The 25,422-nt window shown below is 59.2% G+C and carries 20 protein-coding genes and 2 pseudogenes; 12 read left to right on the forward strand and 10 right to left on the reverse strand.

The annotated features are described in order from the left end of the window. Positions 1-92: 92 nt before the first annotated feature. The 4 genes from choX to ACRER8_RS09845 form a co-directional block, all read right to left on the reverse strand. Complete coding sequence (choX, locus tag ACRER8_RS09830) at positions 93-1,034, reverse strand: choline ABC transporter substrate-binding protein (RefSeq protein ID WP_431746136.1); 942 nt, start codon at positions 1,032-1,034, stop codon at positions 93-95. Between the two features lie 380 nt (positions 1,035-1,414). Further along, positions 1,415-3,634, reverse strand: coding sequence for a xanthine dehydrogenase family protein molybdopterin-binding subunit (locus tag ACRER8_RS09835; RefSeq protein ID WP_431746137.1), 2,220 nt, complete (start codon positions 3,632-3,634; stop codon positions 1,415-1,417). Continuing rightward, positions 3,634-4,620, reverse strand: coding sequence for an FAD binding domain-containing protein (locus ACRER8_RS09840; RefSeq protein WP_431746138.1), 987 nt, complete (start codon positions 4,618-4,620; stop codon positions 3,634-3,636). Before ACRER8_RS09840 ends, ACRER8_RS09835 begins: the two co-directional genes overlap by 1 nt. Then, positions 4,617-5,141 (reverse strand): (2Fe-2S)-binding protein, encoded by a 525-nt coding sequence (locus ACRER8_RS09845; protein ID WP_431746139.1) that lies wholly within the window; start codon positions 5,139-5,141, stop codon positions 4,617-4,619. Before ACRER8_RS09845 ends, ACRER8_RS09840 begins: the two co-directional genes overlap by 4 nt. A gap of 399 nt (positions 5,142-5,540) precedes the next feature. On the opposite strand from ACRER8_RS09845, the gene ACRER8_RS09850 reads away from it, so the two are divergent. The 7 genes from ACRER8_RS09850 (at position 5,541) to ACRER8_RS09880 (ending at position 14,107) form a co-directional block, all read left to right on the forward strand. Beyond that, positions 5,541-6,833, forward strand: a complete 1,293-nt coding sequence (locus ACRER8_RS09850) for an NCS2 family permease (protein ID WP_431746140.1) — start codon at positions 5,541-5,543, stop codon at positions 6,831-6,833. Then, positions 6,830-7,915, forward strand: coding sequence for a tRNA (uridine(54)-C5)-methyltransferase TrmA (gene trmA, locus ACRER8_RS09855; protein WP_431746141.1), 1,086 nt, complete (start codon positions 6,830-6,832; stop codon positions 7,913-7,915). The genes ACRER8_RS09850 and trmA overlap by 4 nt, the downstream gene beginning before the upstream one ends. Before the next feature lie 247 nt (positions 7,916-8,162). Then, complete coding sequence (locus ACRER8_RS09860; RefSeq protein WP_431746142.1) at positions 8,163-9,455, forward strand: MFS transporter; 1,293 nt, start codon at positions 8,163-8,165, stop codon at positions 9,453-9,455. 241 nt (positions 9,456-9,696) lie between these two features. Beyond that, on the forward strand, positions 9,697-10,665 hold the full coding sequence (locus tag ACRER8_RS09865; protein ID WP_431746143.1) for a hypothetical protein: 969 nt from the start codon (positions 9,697-9,699) through the stop codon (positions 10,663-10,665). Positions 10,666-11,201: 536 nt separating this feature from the next. Further along, entirely contained in the window at positions 11,202-11,720 is a 519-nt protein-coding gene (locus ACRER8_RS09870) for a hypothetical protein (protein WP_431746144.1), read from the forward strand. Between the two features lie 505 nt (positions 11,721-12,225). After that, positions 12,226-13,113, forward strand: coding sequence for a KPN_02809 family neutral zinc metallopeptidase (gene ypfJ / locus ACRER8_RS09875; RefSeq protein WP_431746145.1), 888 nt, complete (start codon positions 12,226-12,228; stop codon positions 13,111-13,113). A gap of 4 nt (positions 13,114-13,117) precedes the next feature. Beyond that, a complete protein-coding gene (locus ACRER8_RS09880) occupies positions 13,118-14,107 on the forward strand; it encodes an alpha/beta hydrolase (protein ID WP_431746146.1) in 990 nt (329 codons plus the stop codon). 134 nt (positions 14,108-14,241) lie between these two features. Here ACRER8_RS09880 and ACRER8_RS09885 read toward each other — a convergent pair whose 3' ends face one another. From ACRER8_RS09885 to ACRER8_RS09895, 3 genes are all read right to left on the reverse strand, one after another. Then, the gene (locus ACRER8_RS09885) at positions 14,242-14,847 is read right to left on the reverse strand and encodes an HAD family hydrolase (RefSeq protein ID WP_431746147.1); all 606 of its coding nucleotides are present in this window, start codon (positions 14,845-14,847) and stop codon (positions 14,242-14,244) included. After that, on the reverse strand, positions 14,844-15,713 hold the full coding sequence (gene tesB, locus ACRER8_RS09890; protein ID WP_431746148.1) for an acyl-CoA thioesterase II: 870 nt from the start codon (positions 15,711-15,713) through the stop codon (positions 14,844-14,846). The genes ACRER8_RS09885 and tesB overlap by 4 nt, the downstream gene beginning before the upstream one ends. 114 nt (positions 15,714-15,827) lie before the next feature. Next, positions 15,828-16,391, reverse strand: coding sequence for a GNAT family N-acetyltransferase (locus ACRER8_RS09895; protein ID WP_431746149.1), 564 nt, complete (start codon positions 16,389-16,391; stop codon positions 15,828-15,830). A 150-nt stretch (positions 16,392-16,541) separates the two neighbouring features. Here ACRER8_RS09895 and ACRER8_RS09900 point away from each other — a divergent pair, with 150 nt between their 5' ends. Together ACRER8_RS09900 and ACRER8_RS09905 are read left to right on the forward strand one after the other, a co-directional pair. Further along, complete coding sequence (locus tag ACRER8_RS09900) at positions 16,542-17,459, forward strand: histone deacetylase family protein (RefSeq protein WP_431746150.1); 918 nt, start codon at positions 16,542-16,544, stop codon at positions 17,457-17,459. A 330-nt stretch (positions 17,460-17,789) separates the two neighbouring features. After that, complete coding sequence (locus ACRER8_RS09905; RefSeq protein WP_431746151.1) at positions 17,790-19,028, forward strand: TIGR03862 family flavoprotein; 1,239 nt, start codon at positions 17,790-17,792, stop codon at positions 19,026-19,028. A gap of 154 nt (positions 19,029-19,182) precedes the next feature. Here ACRER8_RS09905 and ACRER8_RS09910 read toward each other — a convergent pair whose 3' ends face one another. After that, entirely contained in the window at positions 19,183-20,370 is a 1,188-nt protein-coding gene (locus ACRER8_RS09910; RefSeq protein ID WP_431746152.1) for an acyltransferase family protein, read from the reverse strand. 597 nt (positions 20,371-20,967) lie between these two features. On the opposite strand from ACRER8_RS09910, the pseudogene ACRER8_RS09915 reads away from it, so the two are divergent. Further along, positions 20,968-21,840 (forward strand): annotated as a pseudogene (locus ACRER8_RS09915) (methyl-accepting chemotaxis protein); the annotation flags it as partial. A gap of 198 nt (positions 21,841-22,038) precedes the next feature. Next, entirely contained in the window at positions 22,039-22,743 is a 705-nt protein-coding gene (locus tag ACRER8_RS09920; RefSeq protein WP_431746155.1) for a methyl-accepting chemotaxis protein, read from the forward strand. Between the two features lie 112 nt (positions 22,744-22,855). On the opposite strand, the gene ACRER8_RS09925 is transcribed toward ACRER8_RS09920, so the two are convergent. Both ACRER8_RS09925 and ACRER8_RS09930 read right to left on the reverse strand, forming a co-directional pair. Further along, on the reverse strand, positions 22,856-23,383 hold the full coding sequence (locus ACRER8_RS09925; RefSeq protein WP_431746156.1) for a methyl-accepting chemotaxis protein: 528 nt from the start codon (positions 23,381-23,383) through the stop codon (positions 22,856-22,858). Positions 23,384-23,395: 12 nt separating this feature from the next. Then, positions 23,396-24,172: pseudogene (locus ACRER8_RS09930) on the reverse strand (PAS domain-containing protein); the annotation flags it as partial. Positions 24,173-24,419: 247 nt separating this feature from the next. Here ACRER8_RS09930 and ACRER8_RS09935 point away from each other — a divergent pair. Next, on the forward strand, positions 24,420-25,211 hold the full coding sequence (locus tag ACRER8_RS09935) for a substrate-binding domain-containing protein (protein WP_431746153.1): 792 nt from the start codon (positions 24,420-24,422) through the stop codon (positions 25,209-25,211). Positions 25,212-25,422 lie beyond the last annotated feature (211 nt).

Here is a 25,422-nt window from a genome sequence, read left to right on the forward strand (position 1 = left end):
CAGTCGCCACGGATGCGTCGACTGTACTGGCCTCTGGCGAATGAATTCCCTCCCACAGCGTACAGCTACATACTCAAAATCGATTAAACCCCTTACTTATTCACCGCCACCTGCACAGCCGTCGCCGCATCCTTGCCATCAAAGGTAGTCACGCCTTCAAGCCAGCGCTTGGTGTCTTCCGGATGATCCTTGAGCCACTGTTTGGCGACGTCGGTTGGGGCCTTGCGGTCCATGATTGGCACCATCATCTGGCTTTCCTGAGCGGCGGTGAACTTCAGATTGCTCAGCAGCTTGTTAACGTTGGGACAGCGGGTCGCGTAATCCGGAGCGGTGACCACGGAGACGGTCGCAGCGCCTTCACCCGGACCAAACACGTCTTCGCTACCGGTCAGGTAGGCGATCTTCATGTTGATGTTCATCGGATGCGGGGTCCAGCCAACGAATACCACCCACTCCTTGCGATCAACAGCACGCTTCACGGCGGCGAGCATCCCGGCCTCACCCGACTCCACCAACTGGAAGCCTTTGAGGCCGAACTGATCTTTTTCGATCATGCCTTTGATATTGGTGTTGGCACCGGTACCCGGCTCGATCCCATAGATCTTGCCACCGAGTTTGTCCTTGAATTTGGCGATGTCGGCGAAGGTTTTCAGCCCGGCGTCAGCCTCGAACTGCGGCACGGCCAGGGTCGCCTGCGCGTCGCTCATGCTCGGTGTGTCGAAGACCTTGACCTGATTGGCCGCCACGAACGGGGCGATGTTCTTGTCCATCGCCGGCTTCCAGTAGCCCAGGAAAACGTCCAGACGATCATCGCGCAAACCGCCGAAGACGATTTGCTGCGCGGCACTGGTCTGCTTGACGTCATAGCCCATGTTCTGCAACAGGACCTCGGCCACTGCGCTGGTGGCGATCACGTCAGTCCAGTTGACCACACCCATCCGCACGCTCTGACATTTGGCAGGTTCAGCTGCCATCAAGGCGGTGCTGCTCAGCATCAATACACCGCAACTGATCTGACGAATAAATCTCTTCATGCGTGCTCCTCGGGTCGGCTTGTTATTAATCAGCTCTTTTCGGCAGTTTTTTCTAAGGCTTCAAGACCCACGGCAATTCGAATGCTGCCGCGTTGCTGCAAATTACGCAGCGACACAAAGCATGAAGCGCACCAGCGCGACCTATGGTTGCACTGGAGCGACATTGAAAAAGTGTTCCCGACCTCGGGACTGATGGAGACCTACTGTGGGAGCGAATTTAGCCGCGAGAGGCAGGCGCGAACAACACTTCTTGGTCGCCTGAAATAGCTTTCGCGAATCAATTCGCTCCAACAGCTTTTAAGACGTGTCTGACGCTTTGAGCAGCGGCTTTTAGATCGCCGCCGCCCGCAAGCCAGACTGCTGCAGGGTGCTGCGGTGAATCAAAGCACCTTGTCCAAGGTAATCGGGAACTCCCTCACCCGCTTGCCGGTAGCATGGTAGATCGCATTGGCGATCGCCGACGCAACACCGACGATGCCAATCTCACCAACGCCCTTGGAGCCCAGTTCATTAACGATTTCATCGTTTTCCTCGACGAACACCACATCGATGTCGGCAATGTCCGCGTTCACCGGAATGTGGTATTCCGCCAGGCTGTGGTTCATGAAGCGGCCCAGGTTGTGATCGGTCTGGGTTTCTTCCTGCATGGCCTGGCTGATCCCCCACACGACACCTCCGAGAATCTGACTACGAGCGGTCTTGGGATTGACCACCCTGCCCGCTGCCACCGCACTGACGACGCGATTGACCCGAATGCTGCCCAGATCCTCGTCGACCAATACCTCGACGAATACCGCCGAGTGCGTTGCCGTGGCATAGCCGTTGCGTTTCTCGTCAGGTTCGGCGTCGATCTGCACGTCGAGCACCTCATGAGAAGACTCGCGGACGATGTCGGCATAGGAAAAGCGCTGGTCCTGAACGATCAAGTAGCCGTCGCCGAAACCCACCTCTTCCATATCCACCACCGCAAACTGCGGATGAGCCATGCGCACCGCATCCAGCAATTTGGCGCGCAACGCTCGACAAGCCTGCTGCACCGCGGTGCCGACCGACGAAACAGTGAATGAGCCGCCCTGTAACGGCGCGGTAGGCAGCGAAGAGTCGCCCAGCACGAAGGTCACATCATCGGGCCTCACGCCCGCCGCTTCGGCAGCGATCTGCACCATAACCGTGTAGGTGCCGGTGCCGATGTCAGTGGTCGCGCTGCTCACCGTCAGCTTGCCATTGCCATCGATACTCGCGCGGGCGCTGGCCTTCATCTGCATGGCCTCCCACACGCCGCCCGCCATACCCCAACCGACCAACTGCCGGCCGTTGCGCATGCTACGAGGCTCAGGGTTGCGCTGGCTCCAGCCAAAACGCTCGGCGCCTTGTGCATAACACGCGCGCAACTCCTTGCTGGAATAGGGCTTATCTTCGTTGCCATTGCGCTCGGCGAAATTGATCACCCGCAACTGCACCGGATCGATGCCTGCCGCACACGCCAGTTCGTCCATGGCACATTCCAGCCCGACCATGCCCGACGTCGCGCCAGGTGCGCGCATGTCAAGCGGGGTGTAGACGTCAAGTGGCGCCAGCTTGTAGGTCAGCTGCACGTTGTCACATTGGTAGAGCATGCCGCTCCACTCGACCACGTGCTCGGTGAAATCCTCGAATCGCGAGGTCTGGCCGATAACGTCGTGTCCGACAGCGACGAGTTTGCCTTCAGCCGTCGCACCCAGTCTCAGGTGCTGCAACGTGTTAGGCCGATAACCGAAAGTGAACATCTGCTGACGCGTCAGGGTAACGCGCACTGAGCGCTTCAATTGCAACGCAGCCATTACTGCCAGTGGCAATTGATATTGCGGACGCAGCCCGGAGCCGAATGCACCGCCGACGAACGCGGCGAAGATGCGGATCTTTTCCTTGTCCAGTTCGAACACCTTGTGCAGGTAGTCCTGGCAGTTCTGCGGTCCCTGAGTCTTGTCGTGGATATGCAGACTGCCATCGTCTTGATAAATCACAGTCGATGCATGGGGCTCCATCGGGTTGTGATGCTCGTTCGGCGTGCTGTAATGCGTGTCAACGCTGAATGTCGCATCGGCAAATCCTGCTTGAAAATTGCCTCTTGGCTTGGGAGTTTCCGCCGGGGCCGTGTGTGCGCTGCCCTGAGCGGCAATCAAATCGGTTTCATGGGACTCGGCCTGATACTCGATGCGTATCAGCGAGCCAGCATAGCGCGCCAGTTCAAGGGTATCGGCCACCACCAGCGCCAGCGGCTGCCCGCTGTACAGCACGCGGTCGTTATAAAGAGGGCGGAACGGCGAGCCTTCGGCTGAGTCGGCGTCCTCGTAATTCTTGTCGTAGCTGGCGACATGGGGACGATTGGTGTGGTCGATGACCGCCACCACGCCCGGCACCTGCAACGCTGCCGAAGTATCGATGTTGACGATGCGGCCGCACGCGATGGTGCTGGAAACCACGCTGCCATGAAGCAGACCCGTCTCCGGATATTCGCCCGCATAACGGGCCTGCCCGGTGACTTTTAGCAGCCCGTCCACCCGATCCAGCGGTTGGCCTACCGGTGACGTTTTGCCGGGCGGAAATATTTTCGCGTTCATCAGGCATTCCCTCCCGTAGCGGCGTCGCTCAGGGCACGAACGATCGCGCGACGCGCCAGTTTGATCTTGAAGGCGTTATGTTCAAGCGGCTGAGCATCGCGGAGCATGGCATCGGCTGCGGCGACGAAGTTCTCCCGTGAAACGGGCTTGCCTTTGAGTAACTGCTCCACTGTCTTGTCGCGCCAAGGTTTGTGCGCAACGCCGCCCAGCGCCAGGCGTACATCCTTGATGACATCGCCATCGAGCTCCAGCGCTGCGGCAACTGAAACCAGGGCAAAGGCGTAAGAGGCGCGATCGCGAATCTTCAGGTAATGGCTGTGCTGCTGGAATCGCGCAGGCGGCAGCTCGACGGCAGTGATCAGCTCGTCGTCTGCCAACTGGTTGTCACGCTCCGGCGAATCGGCGGGCAGACGATGAAAATCAGCGAACTCGATGGTGCGCTTGCCCGCTCGCCCTTCCACATGGACAATCGCTTCAAGGGCCGCCAAAGCCACGCACATATCTGAAGGATGGGTCGCAACGCACTCGCTGCTGGCGCCGAGGATCGCATGGATCCGGTTCAGCCCGTCTTTTGCCGGGCAGCCGGAGCCAGGCTCGCGTTTGTTGCAAGGCACCGTCGAGTCATAGAAGTAGTAGCAACGGGTACGCTGCAAGAGATTGCCGCCGGTGCTGGCCATGTTGCGCAACTGCGGCGACGCGCCAGCAAGCACGGCTTGAGATAACAACGGATAGCGACTTTCCACCAGCGGGTGCCAGGCCAGATCGGCGTTACTCACCAGCGCACCGATCATCAGGCCGCCACCTGCCGTTTCCCGCACTTCCTTGAGAGGCAAGCCGGTGATGTCGATCAGGTGTTCTGGCCGGGCGATGTTTTCTTTCATCAAGTCCAGAAGATTGGTGCCGCCGGCAATGAAGCGACTGGCCGGACCAACCAGATTGACGGCCTGGCTGACATCGGCTGGCTTGCTGTAGCTGAACGGGTTCATGACTGGCGCCCTCCCTGATCAGGCGCCGCATTCAGTTGCGGCAGAACCTCTTCCACTGCTGCGCGAATGTTGCTGTACGCGCCGCAACGGCATAGGTTTCCGCTCATCAGCTCCTTGATCTCGTCGTCAGTCTTCGCACGTCCCTCGTTGGCCAACCCCACCGCCGAGCAGATCTGCCCTGGCGTGCAGTAACCGCATTGAAACGCATCGTGCTTGATGAACGCCTGCTGCATCGGGTGAAGCGCGTCGCCGTCTGCCAACCCTTCGATGGTGGTCAGCTCGGCGCCGTCGCACATGATCGCCAGTGTCAGGCATGCGTTGATGCGCTTGCCGTCGCGCAATACAGTGCAAGCCCCGCACTGGCCGTGGTCGCAGCCCTTTTTGGTGCCGACCAGATCCAGCTGTTCACGCAACAGGTCGAGTAGCGTGGTCCAGGGTTGTACATCCAGCTGTCGGGGCTGGCCGTTAAGCGTCAGGGCAATGGAATGCTCTGCGAAAGCCTGTGGGTTCGTCGCACTCATGGGAAAGCCTCACGGTTGATACTCATCAGCGCAGTCGATCTGCGTCTATGGGGTTACGACTTGCGGCTTTTGGCAATCGTTCAGGGATTGTGATGAGCGAGCATCGTGTGCACTGGCGATGATACCGGCGCCCGATAGCTGCTCTGTGGGTGTGAGCTTGCTTGCGAACGGGAAGGTGCGTCCTCAACGTTCAAGCGCTCGAGAATCAGTCTTCGTGACCAGCTCACTCCCACAGGTTTAAGCGCAAGCAGCCAATGCGGCGGGACGCTGGTATGATGCGCGGCTTTTTGCGACTGGCAGAAATTGTGCAGTGAATTTGTGCGAGTCGTTTCGGCGACTGTGCTTTGCTGTTACTAGTCGATTTCATTAATGGCGCGATGCGTCACCGGGGAGCCACACATGCTGGAGCGGCTGTTTCAACTCAAGGCACATGACACCAATGTGCGCACCGAAATCCTGGCCGGGGTCACGACGTTCCTCGCCATGGCCTACATCCTGTTCGTCAACCCGAGCATCCTCGGCGAAACCGGCATGGACAAGGGCGCCATCTTTGTCGCCACCTGCCTTGCGGCCGCCATTGGCTCGACGGTCATGGGGCTGATCGCCAATTACCCGATCGCGCTCGCACCGGGCATGGGCCTGAACGCCTTCTTTACCTACACCGTGGTCTTGCACATGGGCCACACCTGGCAAGTGGCGCTGGGTGCGGTGTTCATTTCGGCGGTGATGTTCTTTCTGCTGTCGATCTTTCGCATTCGCGAGTGGATCATCAATAGCATCCCGCTGCCGCTGCGTTCGGCCATCGCTGCCGGTATCGGCCTGTTCCTGGCGCTGATTGCCCTGCATAACGCCGAAATCGTCGTCAGCAACCCGGCGACCATGGTTGGCCTGGGTGATCTGGCAAAACCGGCGCCAATCCTCGCCGCGCTGGGTTTTGCCCTGATCGTCGCGCTGGAAGCGCTGAAAGTGCGGGGCGCGGTGCTGATTGGCATCCTCGCGGTGACCATCGTGTCGATCGTGCTGGGCTTTTCGCCATTCGGCGGCGTGGTCTCGATGCCGCCGTCGCTGGCGCCGACCTTTCTGCAGCTGGACATCGCGGGCGCGCTGAACATCGGTCTGGTGAGCGTGATCTTCTCCTTTCTGTTTGTTGATCTGTTTGATAATTCGGGCACCCTGATCGGCGTCGCCAAGCGCGCGGGCCTGATGGGCAAGGACGGCCACATGCCGAAAATGGGCCGCGCCCTGATCGCCGATAGCACCGCAGCCATGGCCGGTTCGCTGCTGGGCACCTCGACCACCACCAGCTACATCGAGTCGGCTGCGGGCGTGAGCGCCGGCGGCCGCACCGGTCTCACCGCTATCGTGGTGGCCGTGCTGTTCCTGCTGGCGCTGTTCTTCGCGCCACTGGCTGGCAGCGTTCCGGCATTCGCCACGGCGCCTGCACTGCTGTTCGTGGCAGTGCTGATGACCTCGGGACTGGCGGAAATCAACTGGGACGACATCACCGAAGCTGCCCCCGTGGTGATCACCGCGCTGGCCATGCCGTTCACCTATTCCATTGCCAACGGTATCGCTTTTGGCTTCATTTCCTGGACAGTGATCAAGCTGTTGTCGGGCCGCGGCCGTGAGCTGAATTCGGCGCTGGTGGTGCTGTCGATCCTGTTCGTGATCAAGTTGGGCTTTTACCCATGAGTTCTACGTTCGACCCTGCAAACTACAGCCAGCAGCTCGACGAAAAGGCCGATCGTCTGCGTGAGCTGCTCAAGCCGTTCGACGCGCCAGAGCCTGAAGTTTTCGATTCGCCGCCGGAGCATTACCGGCTGCGCGCCGAATTCCGTCTGTGGCGCGACGAGGGCAAGCGTCATTACGCGATGTTCACACCGGGTGACAAATACACGCCGATCCTGATCAACGATTTCCCCATCGCCAGCCAGCAGATCAACGCGTTGATGCCGGTATTGCGTGATCGCTGGGAGGCCAGCAAGACGCTCAATCACAAGCTGTTTCAGGTGGACTTTCTGACTACTCTGGCTGGCGACGGCATGATTACCCTGTGCTATCACCGCCCGCTGGACGACGCCTGGAAGCTGGAAGCCGAGCAATTGGCTGCCGACCTCAACGTCAGCGTTATCGGTCGCTCCAAAGGTCAGCGTCTGGTGATCGGCCGCGACTACGTGACTGAAGAGCTGGAAGTCGCAGGGCGCATCTTCAGCTATCGCCAGCCGGAAGGCGCGTTCACCCAGCCCAACGGCACGGTGAACCAAAAGATGTTGAGCTGGGCCTACGAGGCGTTGGGCGAGCGGGAAGATGACCTGCTGGAATTGTATTGCGGCAACGGCAACTTCACCTTGCCGCTGGCGACCCGCGTGCGCAAAGTGCTGGCGACCGAGATCAGCAAGACTTCGGTGAACGCGGCACTGAGCAATCTGGCGGACAACGCTGTGGATAACGTCTCGCTGGTGCGTCTGTCGGCCGAAGAGCTGACAGAGGCGTTGAATGACGTTCGTCCATTCCGGCGTCTGGCCGGCGTCGATCTGAAAAGCTATGACTTCGGCAGCGTGTTCGTCGATCCGCCCCGCGCCGGGATGGATCCGGACACCTGCGAGCTGACCCGGCGTTTCGAGCGCATCCTGTATATCTCCTGCAACCCGGAAACCCTGGCCGCCAACATCGCCCAGCTGCACGACACCCATCGGGTCGAGCGTTGCGCGCTGTTCGATCAGTTTCCGTATACGCATCATATGGAATCCGGGGTGTTGTTGGTTCGGCGCTGAGCCGACACCCGCAATACCCTTTGTAGGAGCCAGCCTGCTGGCGAATGCTTTGGCTCAGACACCGATGTGGTGAATGGCTGACCGCGTTCGCCAGCAAGCCGGCTCCTACAGTTCTGCGTTGCATTTCAACCATGCACAACCGTCATATCCTGCACCGCCCATCATTAAATTTCTGACAGCAAGAGGCATATACCTGCTTACAGGTGTATAACAGTCGGCCGTCTTTCGCTTCGATGGATGTCCTGACTTGAGTTCCGATACGCCTGCCTCATCTTCCGAATCCGCCTCTGGAAGCGCCCTTAAGCAACCCGGTTTTTTTGCCTTTCTGAGCGCTCGTCTCGCTGCCGTCTTCGCCATGCAAATCCAGGCCGTCGTGGTCGCCTGGCAAGTCTATGACATGACCCGCAGCCCGATTTCGCTGGCGTATGTGGGGCTGGCGCAGTTCATTCCGATGCTGCTGTTGCTGATGCCTGCCGGCGACCTGATCGACCGCTACGACCGCAAACTGATCCTCACCATCAGCTGGACCGTGCAAGCCCTGTGCAGCCTGATGCTGATGCTGTTTTCCGTCACTCATCATCAGGACACTCGGCTGATCTACGCGACCCTGGCCCTGTTCGGCTGCGCCCGCGCTTTTACCGGTCCTGCCCTGCAAAGCCTGTTGCCCCAAGTAGTGCCACGGGAAAAGCTCGCCTCGGCCATCGCCACCAACAGCATGATCATGCGCATCGCGACCATCGCCGGGCCGCTGGTCGGCGGCGGTCTTTATGCGGCGGGCGGCGGCGGGCTGACCTATTCGGTGTGCATGGCGAGCTTCATCGCCGGGGTCTTGCTGCTGATCCGCGTGCCGGTGCTGTACGTCGGCAAAAAGCAGATTCTCGAATCCACTGCCTGGAAGCGCTTCACCGCAGGCATCGCCTTCATCCGCTCGCGGCCGATCATTCTCGGCACCATCTCGCTGGACCTGTTCGCGGTGCTCCTGGGTGGCGTGGTGGCACTACTGCCGATCTACGCTCATGAAGTACTGCACCTCGGACCGCAAGGCCTGGGGGCGTTGCGCAGTGCGATGAGTCTGGGGGAAGTCGGCACCGGGTTGTACCTGAGCGTGCGCCCGTTCGATCGTCACGTCGGCTTGGTGATGTTCATCGCCGTTGCCGTGTTCGGTCTGGCCAATTTGGTGTTCGCCTTGTCCACGTTGTTCTGGCTGTCGCTGCTGGCATTGATGATCGCGGGCGCAGCGGACATGGTCAGCGTCTACATCCGCTCGACGCTGGTGCAATTCTCAACGCCAGACGACATGCGCGGTCGGGTGAACGCCGTGAACATGCTATTCATTGGCTCTTCCAACGAGCTGGGCGAATTCCGCGCCGGCAGCAGCGCCGCACTGTTCGGCGCAGTGCCAGCGGCGGTTCTCGGCGGATTGTGCACGCTGGGCGTGGTCGGTACTTGGATGTGGGGCTTCAAGCCACTGCGGCAGGTGAATCACTTTGCTGACGCCTCGCCTGCCGAAGTGACCGAGAAGCAGACTGTGCGGGTATGACCAATCCCCTGAGCCGTCCGATCTTGTGTTGCCCGAGGACGTGAGTCGGGCAGCCAGATAGTCCAGCAGCGGCAGCACTTTCGGCAGGTTCTCCCGGTTTCTTATATGCGCCAGTTTTGTAGGAAACAAACGCCCACGACGTAGGGCCATTCTGTATTCGCTGTAACCCTCCCCCAACCCATCGAAAGCCTCCTGCCCTTTTCCTATCCTCGCGCCCTCACGCATGTTCAGGGACAGGAAAATGGCAGTCGCAGGCAAGCCGTATGTGTTCATCAACGACCAGTTTCGGCACTATCCGATCATCAAGGCGCAGGTAGGCGGCGGCGCGAAGTTCGATCACCTCAATCGCCATGTGTACAACACCATGGTCATGCCGGGCCAGCTCATGGTGGTTGGCGACGAATCGGTGCCGCGAGTGTCGCCCGAAGAAGCGGAAATGATGAGGCTCGCTTACGGGACTCACCACTCGCTGTTCCAGAACCAGGCCCGGGCCGACGGCGACATCATCAAGAACTACGACCTCCTCCAGAACATGCTCGGCTACGGCTCGCTGGGGATCGGCGCTGCCACCGGCAGTTGGGAAAAACACCTCAAAGGCGTGGAAGCCACCCTGAAAGACATCGAGCAGCTGTATCAACTCGCCCTCAAACGCGGCACCCCCATCGCACGGCAAGAGTTCATCAACCAACGTCGCGTGCACTTCGCCAAACTCGACATCCAACTCAAAGGCATCGCCCACTGGGGCACCGGCCTGCGCAACGACGGCTCGATCAAGAAAATGCTGGGGATATCGACGAAGAGCTATCTGCACAATCAGGAAATTCGCGGGTATACCCAGCGGCTGGCGCATATTGCCAGGGCTTCGAAGTTGCTCAGAGCGGGAACGCCGATTGGGATTGGGTTGAATGCGTGGTCCTCTTATCTGGAGATACAGGAGGCTTGTTCGATGGGACGGGAGGACGCGTGTACGCGGGCTAATTTTGTAGAGGGCTCGATGTTGGTGGGCGGTGTTGGCGGGGGGTATGCAGGAGGCTTTGCAGGTACGTATGCCTGCTTCTTGGTATTGGGCGCCTTAACCGGGCCTGGCGCATTAGCTTGCATGATCGTAGGGGCGGCAGTTGTAGGGTACGGCGGCGGCCTTGGCGGTGAAAAGCTCGGGGAATTAATTGGCACGACCCTCTATGAATGGAGGGGTAACAATGCGAATTGAAATATGGTGGGCATTCATCAACATGGGGAGCTTGCTTATAAACATGTTCTTCGGAATCTATTGTCTATACGCTCCACTCGAGAAGAGCGAGGCGCTTCTGCACGATGTAAAATTCGTCTCCCGGCTCAAGAGCTTCTTCGGAGGAAGTTTGTTCGGCAGGCAAGCCAGACTGAACGCAATCTCAATGGTTGTCATGATGCCCAACGTTATGCAGAGGCGCGGCGAAATCTCACGCGAAGCGTATTTGAGATTACCCACCTCACTCAAACTACAAATACGTGCTCTATACTCCCTCACTTTCGCAAACTGCCTAGGAATGGCATGTTTTTATTTTCTTAGGAATTGATATCGCTTCATTGGCGAGCCAACCAAGCGCCCATCAAGAAACCTGAGTTAGACTGCTCGATTGCTGATACAGGGCAATCGCGCCTCAAGGTCGTCAAGCCAAAACTCCATTCAAACGCAACAACAGCATTAGACATAGCCATAACGCGGCACCCCCCATCGCACGGCAGGAGTTCATCAACCAACGCCGCGTGCTCTTCGCCAAACTCGACACTCAACTCAAAGGCATCGCCCACTGGGGCACCGGCCTGCGCAACGACGGTTCTATCAGGAAAATGCTGGGGATATCGACGAAGAGCTATCTGCACAATCAGGAAATTCGCGGGTATACGCAACGGCTGGCGCATATTGCCAAGGCTTCGAAGTTGCTGAGAGCGGGGACGCCGATTGGGGTTGGGTTGAATGCGTGGTCGTCTTATCTGGAGATCAAGGAAGCCTGCTCGATTGGGCGAGAGGAGGTGTGCAGGAAGGCGAAGTATGTCGACGGGACGAAGCTGGTTTTGGGGGGCGGCGGCGGCATGATAGGTGGCACGATCGGTTCGGCAGCATTAATCCCCCTGTGCCTGATCGTTTTTGGGGTTCCAACCGGTGGCGTGGGGGCCATCGGATGCGGCATCGTCGCCGCTGCAATAGGCGGATATGCAGGAGGTCTGGGAGGGGAAATATATGGAGAGACCGTTGGCGAAGTGATCTACGAATGGAGCCCATGATGCAGACTTGGTCTTATGGACAATGGGGCTTGATCCTGGGGATTTCGACGTGGCTCAACCTCATCGTGTTGATGTGGTTCACCTATAAAAATATCGACTTCCTGGAAGATCGATTATCTGGGTGCCGGTGTATTTCTGACACCAGAGGTATTTGGCAAGGAGGGTTCGTAGGTCGGCACATGCGGTTCAACATGATATTCATGGTGACTTACATGCCCGGAATCATGTACCGCCAACGCCACATCACGAAAGACGCTCATCTCCATATTCCTCGGCATTTGAAATGGCGAATCTGGGGGATCTACGCTTGGCTTTTTACGAATATGAGCGCCATGGCTGTCTTGTGTTACTTCATAAAGACCGCTCCATGACGTCTCGCCTTTAAGGTACGGCGCAACGGCATGCCCTGAACCATTCTCGTGATGGCCTCTCTTAGTTCCAACAGCCAGAAGACGGACCTCCCCCGCCGTCTACACTTCCTACACGACTAAAAGAGGATTCCTCCATGCTCTGGAAAAAAGGACGTCGCAGTGACAACGTAGTCGACGCGCGCGACGACACCGGTGGCGGGGGTGGGATGCGTATCGGGGGCAAGGGGCTGGGGATTGGCGGGATTGTGATCATTGTCGCTATCGGTCTGCTGACCGGGCAGGACCCGATGCAGATCCTCGGGCAGATCGCGGGGCAGATGGACACGCAGCAAACCAGTGCAGTCAATCCTCAAACACGCCAGGCGCCGCCAGCCAATGACGAGCAGGCGGATTTCGTGCGGGCGATTCTGGGGGATACCGAAGACACGTGGGGCCAGATTTTTCAGCAAGGCGGTCGGCAGTACAAGAACCCGACGCTGATCCTGTTCCGCGGCCAGGTGCAGTCGGCGTGCGGTTTTGCCTCCTCCGCCAGCGGCCCGTTCTATTGCCCGGCGGATCAACGGGTTTATCTGGACATGGAGTTCTTCCGCGAGATGAGCCAGCGCTTCAAGGCGGCCGGGGATTTTGCTCAGGCTTATGTGATCGCACATGAAGTTGGCCATCATGTGCAGACCTTGCTTGGGGTTTCGGCTAAAGTTGACGCCGCCCGCCAGCGCGGTATGCGCATGGAGGGTGACAACGGTTTGCTAGTGCGTCAGGAGTTGCAGGCTGACTGCCTTGCCGGTGTTTGGGCCAACAATGCACAAAAGCGTTTGAACTGGCTTGAGCCCGGTGATATTGAAGAGGCGCTGAATGCGGCGAATGCCATTGGCGACGACCGTTTGCAGCAACAAGGCCAGGGGCGTGTAGTGCCGGACTCGTTCACTCACGGGACGTCTGCCCAGCGGGTTCGCTGGTTCAAGACAGGCTTTGCCCAGGGACAAATCAACCAATGCGATACATTCGCCGCCAAGAGCCTCTGATCACATGATGAAACCGCTTTCGATCCTGTTGTTGGGCACCCTGATGAGCGTCACGGCTCATGCTGCGGATCAGGCGGTCAAATCCATCAGCCCCGACCGGCTGCTGATCAACGGAACATCTCAGGCCACGCTGGGCCTGAGTCAGAGTTGGGTACGCCCCAGTCCGCAGATTCAGCGGGTGGTCATCGTTTTCCATGGCCGCCTGCGCAATGCCCAGACGTATTTGCGCAGTGTCGAGCGCGCAACCAACCAGTCCAAGCAACGGCCCAAGACCCTGCTGATCGCGCCGCAATTCCTCGATGAAAAGGACATTGCCGCGCACCATCTCCCGGAGACGGTTCTGCGCTGGCATGCCAATGACTGGATGGCCGGGGACAAATCGATGGGGGCCAAGCCGATCAGTTCGTTCGTCGTCATCGACCATATTCTCAAGCGCCTGAGCGACAGCAAGCTGTTTCCGAACCTGAAAGAAATCGTGATTGCCGGTCACTCCGGCGGCGCGCAGGTAGTGCAGCGCTACGCGATGATTGGCGGCAAGGAAGATGCGCTGCTGAAGAAGGAAGGTATCAAGCTGCGGTATGTCATCGCCAACCCGTCGTCGTATGCATACTTCGACGCAACCCGCCCCATACCGGTGGACGCCGCAACGTGCCCGGGCTTCAACACCTGGAAGTACGGCATGAACAAGCTGCCGGCGTATGCGGGCAAGGAGACACCGGCGGAGCTGGAAGCGGGGTATGTGAAGCGTGACATCACTTACCTGCTGGGCGAGCAGGATACCGACCCGAACCATCCGGCGCTGGATAAGGATTGTGGTGCCGAAGCGCAAGGGCCGTATCGCCTGGCGCGTGGGCATAATTTCTTCGACTACCTGACCAAACGTCATCCGGAAGGCTTGAATCAGCGTCTGGTCGAGGTCAAGGGCGTAGGTCACAACGGCGACGCGATGTTCACCTCGCCAGAAGGGCAGGCGGCGTTGTTCAAGCGAGATTGAGAACGGCTTCCGCGACGCAAAGCACAAGCCTGTGGGAGTGAGCTTGCTCACGAAGACGTAGTGTCAGCCACGAGTGTGCTGGCTGACACATCCCATTCGTGGGCAAGCTCACTGTCACGGCTTTGGTGTTCCAGTCAGATTGATTCGCTGTCCTGCAGCATCTTGCGCAACGCCACGCAATCGGCGGCATGCCAATCCGTCAGCTCGGGCCAGGGATTTTCCGGCAGGTTGACCAGCACGGTATGCGTCCCGGCCGCTTTTCCACACGCCAGGTCAAATCGGTAATCGCCCACCATTACCATCTGCGAAGGCTCGATCTCCCAGGTCTGGGCCAGCTTCAGCAGACCGCCCGGATCAGGCTTGGGCGGCGCTTCGTCACGACCCAGCACATCTTCCACATCGAAGCAGTCGGCAATGCCGATGGCTTCCAGCGTCACATGGGCCAATTCCCTGGCATTGCGCGTGAGGATGCCCAACCGACAGCCACGCCTGGCCAGTTCGCGCACCAGCTCAATCGCACCCGCGGCAGGCTTCGACGCCACCGCCAGTTCGCGCTCATGCTCCAGCAACCAAGCGTGTTTAGCCGCCGCCACCTCGGTCGGCAGAGCGGCCAGGTGGCTGAGAATATCGTCTTCCTGAGGAATGCTCAGCGCACGCTTGATGGCCGGAAAGTCATGCACGGCGATGGTCAGGGTGCCGTCCATGTCGAACACCCAGTGGCGCAGTTGCGACAGGCTCACTCCCAGTCCTTGCGATGGCGGATCAAACCTTCCTGACTCACCGACGCCACAAGCTTGCCGGCGCGGTTGTAGACGCTGCCGCGGGAAAATCCGCGAGAGTTGCCGGCCCATGGGCTGTCCATCGCGTAAAGCAGCCAGTCATCGGCGCGCAGTTCGCCGTGGAACCACAGCGAGTGGTCGAGGCTGGCGATCTGCATGTCTTTCTGCCAGACGGTTTTGCCGTGGGGCAGCAGCGAGGTGGGCAGCAGGTTGAAGTCCGAAGCGTACGCGAGCATGTATTTGTGCAACGCGGGGATGTCCGGCAGGGCGCCGTCGGCGCGGAACCAGACGTACTTCACCGGATCGGTCGGGTTGGGGTTGTAGGGGTCGAACTCGGTGACCGGGCGAAACTCGATCGGCTTCGGACACAGGAGCTTGTCTTTCAGGTGCTCCGGAATCAGGTGCTCGCGCTGACGCATCAGTTCCAATTCCGATGGCAGATGCTCTGGCCCGACCACTTGCGGCATCTGGCTCTGATGCTCAAAGCCTTCTTCGTCGTATTGAAAGGACGCGCTGCAGGTGAAGATCGGTTTGCCCTTCTGGATGGCCGTCACGCGGCGGGTGCTGAAACTGCCGCCATCACGCACGCGATCGACCTGATAGACCACCGGCAGATACGCATCGCCCGGCCGCAGAAAATAGCCATGCAGCGAGTGCACATGACGTTCATCTTCAACGGTCTTGCTGGCCGCCGACAACGATTGCCCGAGCACTTGCCCGCCAAACAGCTGGCGAAAGCCAAGGTCCTGGCTGCGTCCACGGAAGAGGTTTTCTTCGATCGGCTCCAGGCTCAACAGCGACACCAGATCATCCAGCACATGGCTCATTCGGGGTTCCTCACACACGGTCATCACACACAAAGTACAGCCACGGTCGCCATCAGCGGCGATCAAGCGCATTGGACGAGATGATACAGATCTTTGCAGCCCGGTTCCCGCCAATCACAAGGTCGCCAGCCACTGCAAACGGTTGATTCGATACAACACGTGCGGACGGAGGGGGTGGCCGGGAGGCAGGTTGGGATGGTCGAAATCATCGGCAGGATCGTTGTGCATGCCGATGGCCTGCATGACCTTTTGCGAGGGCAGATTGCTGACCGCCGTGAAGGAGACGATCTGCTCCAGCTCAAGGTGTTCGAAACCGCAACCAAGCACTGTCCAGGCTGCCTCGCTGGCATAGCCCAGCCCCCAATGCTCGCGGGCCAGACGCCAACCGATTTCCACTGCCGGGGTAAACGCCGCGTCGAAGCCCACTATGTTCAGCCCGGTGAAGCCGATGAACTCGCCGGTGTCCTTGCGTTCCAGCGCCCACAGGCCGAAACCGTATTCGGCGAAGTGACCGCGAACGCGTCCGATCAGCTTGGCGCTTTCCAGACGTGTCAGTGGCTGTGGAAAGTAACGCATGACCTGTGGGTCGGCGCACATGTGCGCGAAGGCTGGCAAATCATCATCCCGCCACTGACGCATCAACAAGCGTGGGCTGTTGAGCTCAAGTATGGGTTCCATTGAACATCTCCCCTACCCCACTCCTCAAATGGCTCGCCAGCGTTGCTCGCGAGTGTACCGATTCTGCCCCGCAACCAGATCCAGCCAAATGGCTGTGCCGGGGCAACCATTGCTGGCAAGATTCCCCTTCGATCCCAATGCGTACGCACTATGTCCCTGCCGCTTATCTATCACGAAGATTACAGCCCGGCGTTTCCGCCCGACCATCGCTTCCCGATGGACAAATTCCGCTTGCTGCATGACCACCTTATCGACAGCGGCCTGACCACGGATGCTCAACTGTTTCGCCCACAGGTCTGTCCGGAAGACATTCTCGCGCTGGCTCATGACCCTTCCTACATCCGTCGCTACATGGACGGCGACCTCTCCCGCGAGGATCAGCGCCGGTTGGGCCTGCCCTGGAGCGAGGATCTGGCCCGACGCACGGTGCGCGCGGTGGGCGGCTCGTTGCTGACGGCGGAAAAAGCCCTGCAACACGGTCTGGCCTGTCATCTGGCCGGTGGCACTCATCACGCTCACTTCGACTATCCCGCCGGATTCTGCATCTTCAACGACCTGGCCATCATCAGCCAATACCTGCTGCACAGCGGCCGGGTGGACCGAGTGCTGATCTTCGACTGCGACGTGCATCAGGGCGACGGCACCGCGAGGATTCTCGAACACACCGAAGATGCGATTACCGTGTCACTGCATTGCGAGAAAAACTTCCCCGCGCGCAAGGCCCGGAGCGACTGGGACATTCCGCTGCCAATGGGCATGGGTGACGATGATTACCTGAAAGTAGTCGATGACACGCTCAATTACCTGCTGCCGCTGTATCGACCCGACCTGGTGCTGTATGACGCTGGCGTCGATGTGCACAAGGACGATGCCCTGGGGTATCTGCAATTGACCGACGAAGGCGTGGCTCGGCGTGATGAAGCGGTGATGCGGCATTGCCTGGGGCGGGACATCCCGGTGATGGGGGTGATTGGCGGCGGGTACAGCAAGGATCGGGAAGCGCTGGCGCGCCGGCATGGAATCTTGCATCACAGTGCGCAGCGGGTTTGGGTGTCGCAGGGGTTGTGACCCATTCGCCGGCCAGGACACATCACACCGTGGGAGCGAATTCATTCGCGATAAATATTCCAGGCGACAACGATGCGTCGGCAGTGCTTGCAAATCGCGAATGAATTCGCTCCCCCCGGAAAACTAGGTGACCGGCAAGATCGCCGTTTTTTACCCACATCTGCTGTGGAACCACCTGTGGATAACCTGAGCGCAAGGCCACAGACCCTATACCGCCCAAGGCCTGCAGAGAGCTGTACGTTTTTTGCTCAATAGTTTTCCACAGGCCGCTCGTTTGTCACTGAGCTCGGGTAGAATGCGCGACCCACTTTAATGATCCGCAGCTCGCCCATGACTTCAGCCTCTTCCCCTCCAGCACAAACAGTCGCCGTCATCGGGGGTGGTCCGGCCGGATTGATGGCTGCCGAAGTGCTGAGTCAGGCGGGTTTCAAGGTCGATCTCTACGACAGCATGCCTTCGGTCGGACGCAAGTTTTTGCTGGCCGGCGTCGGCGGCATGAACATCACCCATTCGGAGGCCTACCCGGCGTTTCTGTCGCGCTACGCCGAACGCGCTCCGATGATCGCCCCGTTGTTGCGTGGCTTTGGCGCCGAGGCGTTGTGCGAATGGATTCACAGATTGGGAGTCGATACCTTCGTCGGCAGTTCAGGCCGGGTATTTCCTACTGACATGAAGGCCGCGCCGCTGCTGCGAGCCTGGCTCAAGCGTCTGCGTGATGCCGGTGTGGTTATCCACACCCGTCATCGCTGGCTTGGCTGGAACGCGGACAACAGCCTGCGCATCGCCAGCCCAGAAGGCGAGTTGAGCATCACGCCCACCGCCACACTGCTGGCGTTGGGTGGCGCGAGCTGGGCGCGTCTCGGCTCGGACGGCAACTGGTTGCCTCTGCTGGAGCAGCGCGGCGTGCAGATCGCGCCACTGCAGGCCGCCAACTGTGGGTTTGAAGTCTCGGCCTGGAGCAAATTGTTGCGCAGCAAGTTCGCAGGTGCGCCGCTGAAAAATATCGCCATGGGCCTGCAAGGACAGACGCTGCGCCTGGGCGAATGCGTACTGACGCAGACGGGTGTCGAGGGCAGTCTGATCTATGCGTTGTCGGCGCAGATTCGGGAAGCGATCAACCAACTCGGCTCGGCCACCGTCGAAATCGATCTGCTGCCGGGCAAGCCCCTGGCCGATGTGCAGAAGGCGCTCGGCAAACCTCGTGGCTCGCGTTCGATGTCCAAGCATCTGCACAGTCAATTGGGTATCGACGGGGTCAAGGCCGCCTTGTTGCGCGAACTGGCGCCCGCCGAGGCATTTGCAGATCCGGGGTTGCTGGCCAGGGCCGTTAAATTTCTGCCGCTGACGCTGATCAAGCCACGCCCGCTGGACGAGGCCATCAGTACCGCTGGCGGGGTGACATTCGAGGCGATGGATGAACGACTGATGCTCAGCTCGCTGCCGGGCATGTTTTGCGCCGGGGAGATGCTCGACTGGGAAGCGCCGACCGGGGGCTATCTGCTGACGGCCTGCTTCGCCAGCGGACGTGCGGCAGGTTTGGGGATGATTGAGTGGTTGCGCAACAAATAAGCTTTTGATTCTGGCCGAGGGCGTATTAACCGGTTTCTATATTTCTGACGAGCCGAGATGACCAGCTCAACGATTTATAGCAGTCCGGCTTGCTGGCGGTGACGTCTTTCGAATCGCTGCCGCTGGCAAGCCAGACTGCTACAACCGGTCGTTGTCATGCCCGGCTTCGCGCCACCCGATCAACACGCGGCTCCAGCGCTGGCACCGCTTCCGGTTTTGCCGCAGGTGCCTTGGCCGACTTGCCCATGAAGCGCTTGCCCAGCTCGTAGCCTTTCATTTCGATGTATTTGTGGGCGAACCCTGCCACGACCACCGACAGCACCGTTACGCCCACGACGAACAGGTTGTTGCCCAACTCTGAGCCGGTGTCCATGAACCGCTGCCCCGCGATCATCGGCGCCAGCGCCAGGCCGGTGATTTTCTGCGCCACGATGAAAATCGTCGACACACCAAACAGCAAGGCCGCGTGCGTCATGTAGATCGAGTACGACAACTTGCCCAGCAGGACGAACACGCTGGTCTTGAGAAACGTCGAAACCAGCCCACCCTCGAACGCGAACAGCAGCACCAGCACGCAGAACGCCAGACTGCCGATGGGCGACCGATCGTCGAAGTCGTTCATCACGATCCAGTAGGTCGCGTACATCATCGCGCATTCGAGCACGGTCGACAGCCAAGGCTTGACCGCCCACTTATCACGAATCATCAGGTACACCACGTAGGTGATATTGCCCGCGAAGAAGCAGGACAACCCGAGCATCGCGCGCTCGACCAGCGGCTCGTTCTCCGAAAAGATCAGCACGAAGGCCACGCCCGATATCGCAGCGAATAACAGAAAACGATTTCTCATGGAGAACATGCACAAGGTACCGAACAGCATATAGATGTAGAACTCGATGCTGATGGTCCAGGACGGGTAATTGAACGACATGGTATCGGTCAGCGTGGTCCATGCCTGAACCAGCAATAGGTTTGGCAGGATTTCGTCCGGAGCGAAGGTCCCGGTGAAAGGCACGTTGTTCAATTCAAAGCCGTTTTTGTAGACGACCCAGCGCGCCGCTTCGAACAGGATGAAGAACGCAAGCATGACCAGATGCAGTGGATAAAGGCGGAAGACGCGCGAGATGACGAAGGATTTGAAAGACAGATTCGGCTTCATGCCATAGGTATGCGCCAGGACAAAACCGCTGAGAACGAAGAAGAAGTTGAGGAGCACTTCGTCTCGTCGGAAGAACGGCAGCTGAATGAATGCGTCGACGACGTGGAGATGAAAGAACACGACCAGCAACGCGCAGATTCCTCTGAAACTGTCGAGTGTGGTGAATCGCTGAACAGGTTTCATACGCAACTTCCGTTCTGGTTGGAAAAAATCCCGCCCCGATGGTCGAGGATGGAGCCCGTACACGGTATTTCGTTCGATGCAACCTAGACAGTTGAAATATTTCATCCCTGATACAGCCGAGGGCGGGAAACTTGACGCCAGTGTTTCAGGACGATGACTTTACAGTCGCGCTCGGACTTTCAGGTCATGACACGCCAAAAAAATGGCTGCGCGCAGCACCGAGCTGATTCGGCATGTGACGCAGCAACCTTGGTTGTTTTTTACCTCCAAGAATCTGCTCCTCTGGCGCTCTCTCCGAACGCCATCTGCAAGCGGCCGGCATTTCCCGACATTTGTTTCAGATATCCGATCCCCGGCCGATGTACTCCTAGATTTAATTGTTTCGCTGGTCTCAATAACAACAACCCTCCAGCTGGCGATTTCGAAAAATGGACCTTCTGGAGAACTGAAATGAAGAGCTGGTTCGCGAATATCAGCGTCAATATGAAACTGGCCTTAGGGTTCGGTGTTGTACTTGTTTTTACTGCCTTGCTTGCGCTTATTGGCTGGACCGGCCTGGGTAACATGACCTTCCGCAGCGACCGCGTCGCGGACGTCATGAAACTCAGCAACAAATTGACTGACCTGCGCATCACGCGCTTGCAATACATGCTCAGCAACGGCGACGAAGCCGTTGCGCAGAGCGTTCAGACCGCGCTCGACGCCTTCAAGGCTCAGCAGCAGTTTCTGCAAAGCACGTTCAGCAACCCGGTGAACGTGGTGCCGATCAAGGCACTGAACGAGCAGGTCCGTGCGTACGAAAACTCGCTGAGCAAAATGCGTGATGGCTACCAGACCAGCACCAAAGTGCGCGCCGACATGGCCGTCGACGCCGTGAAGGCCGCAGAACTGGTCGCTGCCATCAACGACGACGTGATGAAGCTGGACCCGACCGACGAGCGCCGTTTCACTCAGTACCAGGCCGCCATCAAGGCCAAGGAAGACGTGATGCTGGTGCGCTATGAAGTGCGCGGTTACACCGGCAATCCCAACGCCAAGACCGAAGAAGCCGCGTCACGTCAGCTGGCCAGCGCGATCAGTGGTCTGGAGCAGCTCAACGCCGTTTTCGGCAGCACCCAGGCCGAACGGCTGAAACAGCTGGAAGCCTCGCTGACCGGTTATCGCAACTCGGTCCAGGGCTTCAAGGTTGCCAACGACAATATCAACGTCGCGCGCGCGGAAATGACGGATGAAGGCGCAGCCATCGTCAAGCTCAGCCAGCAGTTGGTCAGCTTGCAGACCTCCCTGGGTGAGGCCGACACCCGTCAGGCTCGCACTCTGCAGATCGGCGGCACGTTGCTTGCGCTGATTTTCGGTGCGTTGGCGGCGCTCATCATTACCCGCCAGATCACTCGTCCGTTGCAGGAGACACTGACAGTGGTCGACCGCATCGCCGGCGGCGATCTGAGCCATGACCTGATCGTGACGCGTCGGGACGAAATCGGCGTGCTGCAAACCGGTATCCAGCGCATGGGCACCACCCTGCGCGACCTGATCGGCGGGATACGCGACAGCGTCACCCAGATCGCCAGCGCTGCCGAAGAATTGTCTGCGGTCACCGAGCAAACCAGCGCTGGGGTCAACAGCCAGAAAGTGGAAACCGACCAGGTCGCCACGGCCATGCACGAAATGTCGGCCACGGTGCACGAGGTCGCACGCAATGCCGAGCAGGCATCGGTTGCAGCGTCCGATGCCGACAAACAGGCACGCGATGGCGACAAGGTGGTAGGCGAAGCGATCGCGCAGATCGAAAAGCTGGCCAGCGAAGTCGTGCGCTCCACTGACGCCATGAGCGTGCTGGAGCAGGAAAGCGACAAGATCGGCAAAGTGATGGACGTGATCAAGGCGGTGGCCGAGCAGACCAACCTGCTGGCCCTCAACGCCGCCATCGAAGCGGCTCGCGCCGGTGAAGCAGGCCGTGGTTTTGCGGTAGTGGCCGACGAAGTACGCGGCCTGGCCCAACGCACGCAGCAATCGACCGAGGAGATCGAAGGTCTGGTCGCCGCTCTGCAGAACGGCACGCGGCAGGTATCGGGCATCATGCTCGGCAGCCGCAACCTCACCGACAGCAGCGTCGCGCTGACCCGCAAGGCCGGTACTTCGCTGGAAAGCATTACCAAGACCGTATCCAGCATTCAGGCGATGAACCAACAGATCGCTGCCGCCGCCGAGCAGCAAAGCTCAGTAGCCGAAGAGATCAGCCGCAGCATTCTCAATGTCCGCGACGTGTCCGAACAGACCGCCGCCGCCAGCGAGGAAACCGCTGCCTCCAGCGTTGAACTGGCCCGTCTGGGCAACCAGTTGCAGATGCTGGTCAGCCACTTCCGGGTGTAAATCAAAAAAAGCCGGGCCGGGAAATATCAGCTCGGCGCGGCTTTTTTAACGATTTTGAAGACGAAAACGAGTTTTCTAACAAAAATGGAGGCCCGTTAACGATTTTGAACGATCAGTTCGACAGTTGATTGGCGAACTGACCTACCGCGCTTACCACCCGCTGCGCGCCGTCCTGGATTTCCACGATCACCGATCCCGCCTCTCCGGCCAGTTCAAGACCCTGTTGCGCCTGCTCCTTACCGCTGATGATCACGTTCACCGCCTGCTCGGCCAGTTGCTGGTTCTGCTTGACCACATCGACGATTTCTTCGGTGGCTTTGCTGGTGCGCGAGGCGAGTTGCCGGACTTCATCGGCGACCACCGCAAAACCGCGTCCCTGTTCACCCGCGCGCGCCGCTTCGATAGCGGCGTTGAGCGCCAGCAGGTTGGTTTGATCGGCGATGCTGCTGATGCTTTGGATAATCGAGCCGATCAGTTGGGACTGCTTGTCCAGCGCGGCGATGCGGTCGGCCGCCTGCTCCATGTGCCCGGCCAGTTCACGCATGACCTCGACCGTCTGCTGGACCACGGCGGCGCCTTTCTGGGCGCTGCCATCGGTCTGCTGCGAGGTAACGAAAGCAATGTTCGCGGCCTCGGCCACGGCATTTTCGCGGTTGACCTGATCGGTAATGACAGTGGCGAATTTGACCACTTTGTACAGCCGGTCATGGGCATCGGTGATCGGGTTGTACGACGCTTCGAGCCAGACCACACGACCATGGCTGTCGACACGCCTGAAGCGACCGGTGACGAATTCCCCCCGGCGCAGCTTGTCCCAGAACGCCTGGTATTCGGACGAGTTGTATTCAAGTGGCTCGCAGAACATGCGGTGGTGCTGGCCCTGGATCTTCGCCAACGAATAGCCCATGGAACTCAAGAAACGCTCGTTGGCGGTCAGCACATCGCCGTTGAGGTTGAACTCGATCACGGCGGTGGACCGTTGCAGCGCCTCGATCAGGTTCTCGTGCTCGCGCGAGTTCTCGATGGTGCGGGTCAGGTCGCTGGAGTGAACCGAGAAGTAAATCACCCGCCCGCTGCTGTCGCGCACGGGCTGCAAAATCGAACGCAGCCAGGCTTCCTGACCATTGCCCCTCAGCAGACGTAGAGCACCGCTGAGGTGTTCACCGCGGCTGATAGCGGATTTCATGCGGTGGTAGAAATCCAGGCTCTTCACATGTGAGGGAACCAGCTCCTCGATCGGACGCCCTACGAGATCGGCATTTCGATAATGCATTTCCGTTTCAAAGTTGCCGTTCACTGACTCGATTCGGCCCTGCGGATCAAGACGCATGCCCAGCATCTCGTTATCCAGGCTGCTTTTCACCTGCTCCACCGACGAAAGCTCTTCACGCAGGGCAGCCAACTCTTGCTTGAGACGTTTATTGAACATGAAGGGCTAACTTCCAGAGAGATGAAAGGGATCGCCCTGAGCATCGGCCTGGCCAGAGCTTTCTTGAGCGTCAAGCCGACCGAAAGCCTATCCACGGCATCGGCGTCAGGCTGAACCTGTGGCTGGAAATGCCGTCTGTGAATCGCTGATCACAACAAAGGGATTTACTCGCCGCACAATTGCCACATACTGCCCGCGCTGTTTTTATTTCCTCCGCGCCACTCTTAACCATGTCAGGTTCATCTTCATGAAAAAAATTCTGCCTTATCTGCTGAGCGCCGCCGTCACTTTCATTCCAGCGGCTTTTACTCAGGCCGCAACGCCTCCGGCCCCAGTCCAACTGATCGTACTGAGCTCCGGCGGCATCATGGGCGCGTTCAAGGCCGTTGCCCCGGATTATGAACAACGTATGGGCGTCAAACTGCAGGGCGAAGTGGCGCCTTCCATGGGCGCGACCCCACAAGCCATCCCCAATCGCCTCGCCCGTCAGGAGCCTGCCGATGTGGTGCTGATGGTGGGCGCAGCGCTGGACAAGCTGATCAAGGACGGTCAGGTCGATCCGAAAACCCGCGTGGATCTGGGCAAGTCCTATATCGCCATGGCGGTGAAACACGGCGCGCCGCATCCCGACATCAGCACCATGGACGCCTTCAAACAGACGCTGCTCGACGCCAAAAGCATCGCCTATTCCGACAGCGCCAGCGGCGTGTACCTGTCACGCGTGCTGTTCAACCAGATGCACATCGCCGACCGCATCCAGAGCAAGAGCCACATGATTCCGGCCGAACCGGTGGGTGGAGTGGTCGCGCGCGGCGATGCGGAGATCGGTTTCCAGCAACTCAGCGAATTGAAGCCAGTGGACGGCATCGACATCATCGGCCTGATCCCCGACCAGGCCCAGCAGATGACACTCTACTCGGCAGGTGTCGTCACCAAGAGCAAACACCCCGAGCAGGCGAAGCAGTTCCTGGATTTCCTGAGTTCATCGGCAGCCGCGCCGGCGATCAAGGGCAGCGGACTGGACCCGATTGCGAAGTGATTGAAGGCAGGCTGTATTTCAACATCTGACTAATTTCCCCTGTGGGAGCGAATTCATTCGCGAAGGGGCGGTACGACCGACGCCTCTCTATGGGCCGTACGACTTCGCGAATGAATTCGCTCCTACAGGTGTTGTTCATCAGCCACCAAGATCCAGCTCAACCAACTCCCCGCGCACATCGCGCCCATCGACGTGCAACACGCCTACGGTA

The organism is Pseudomonas sp. (assembly GCF_050739935.1).
In the GTDB taxonomy this organism is placed as follows: Bacteria; Pseudomonadota; Gammaproteobacteria; order Pseudomonadales; family Pseudomonadaceae; genus Aquipseudomonas.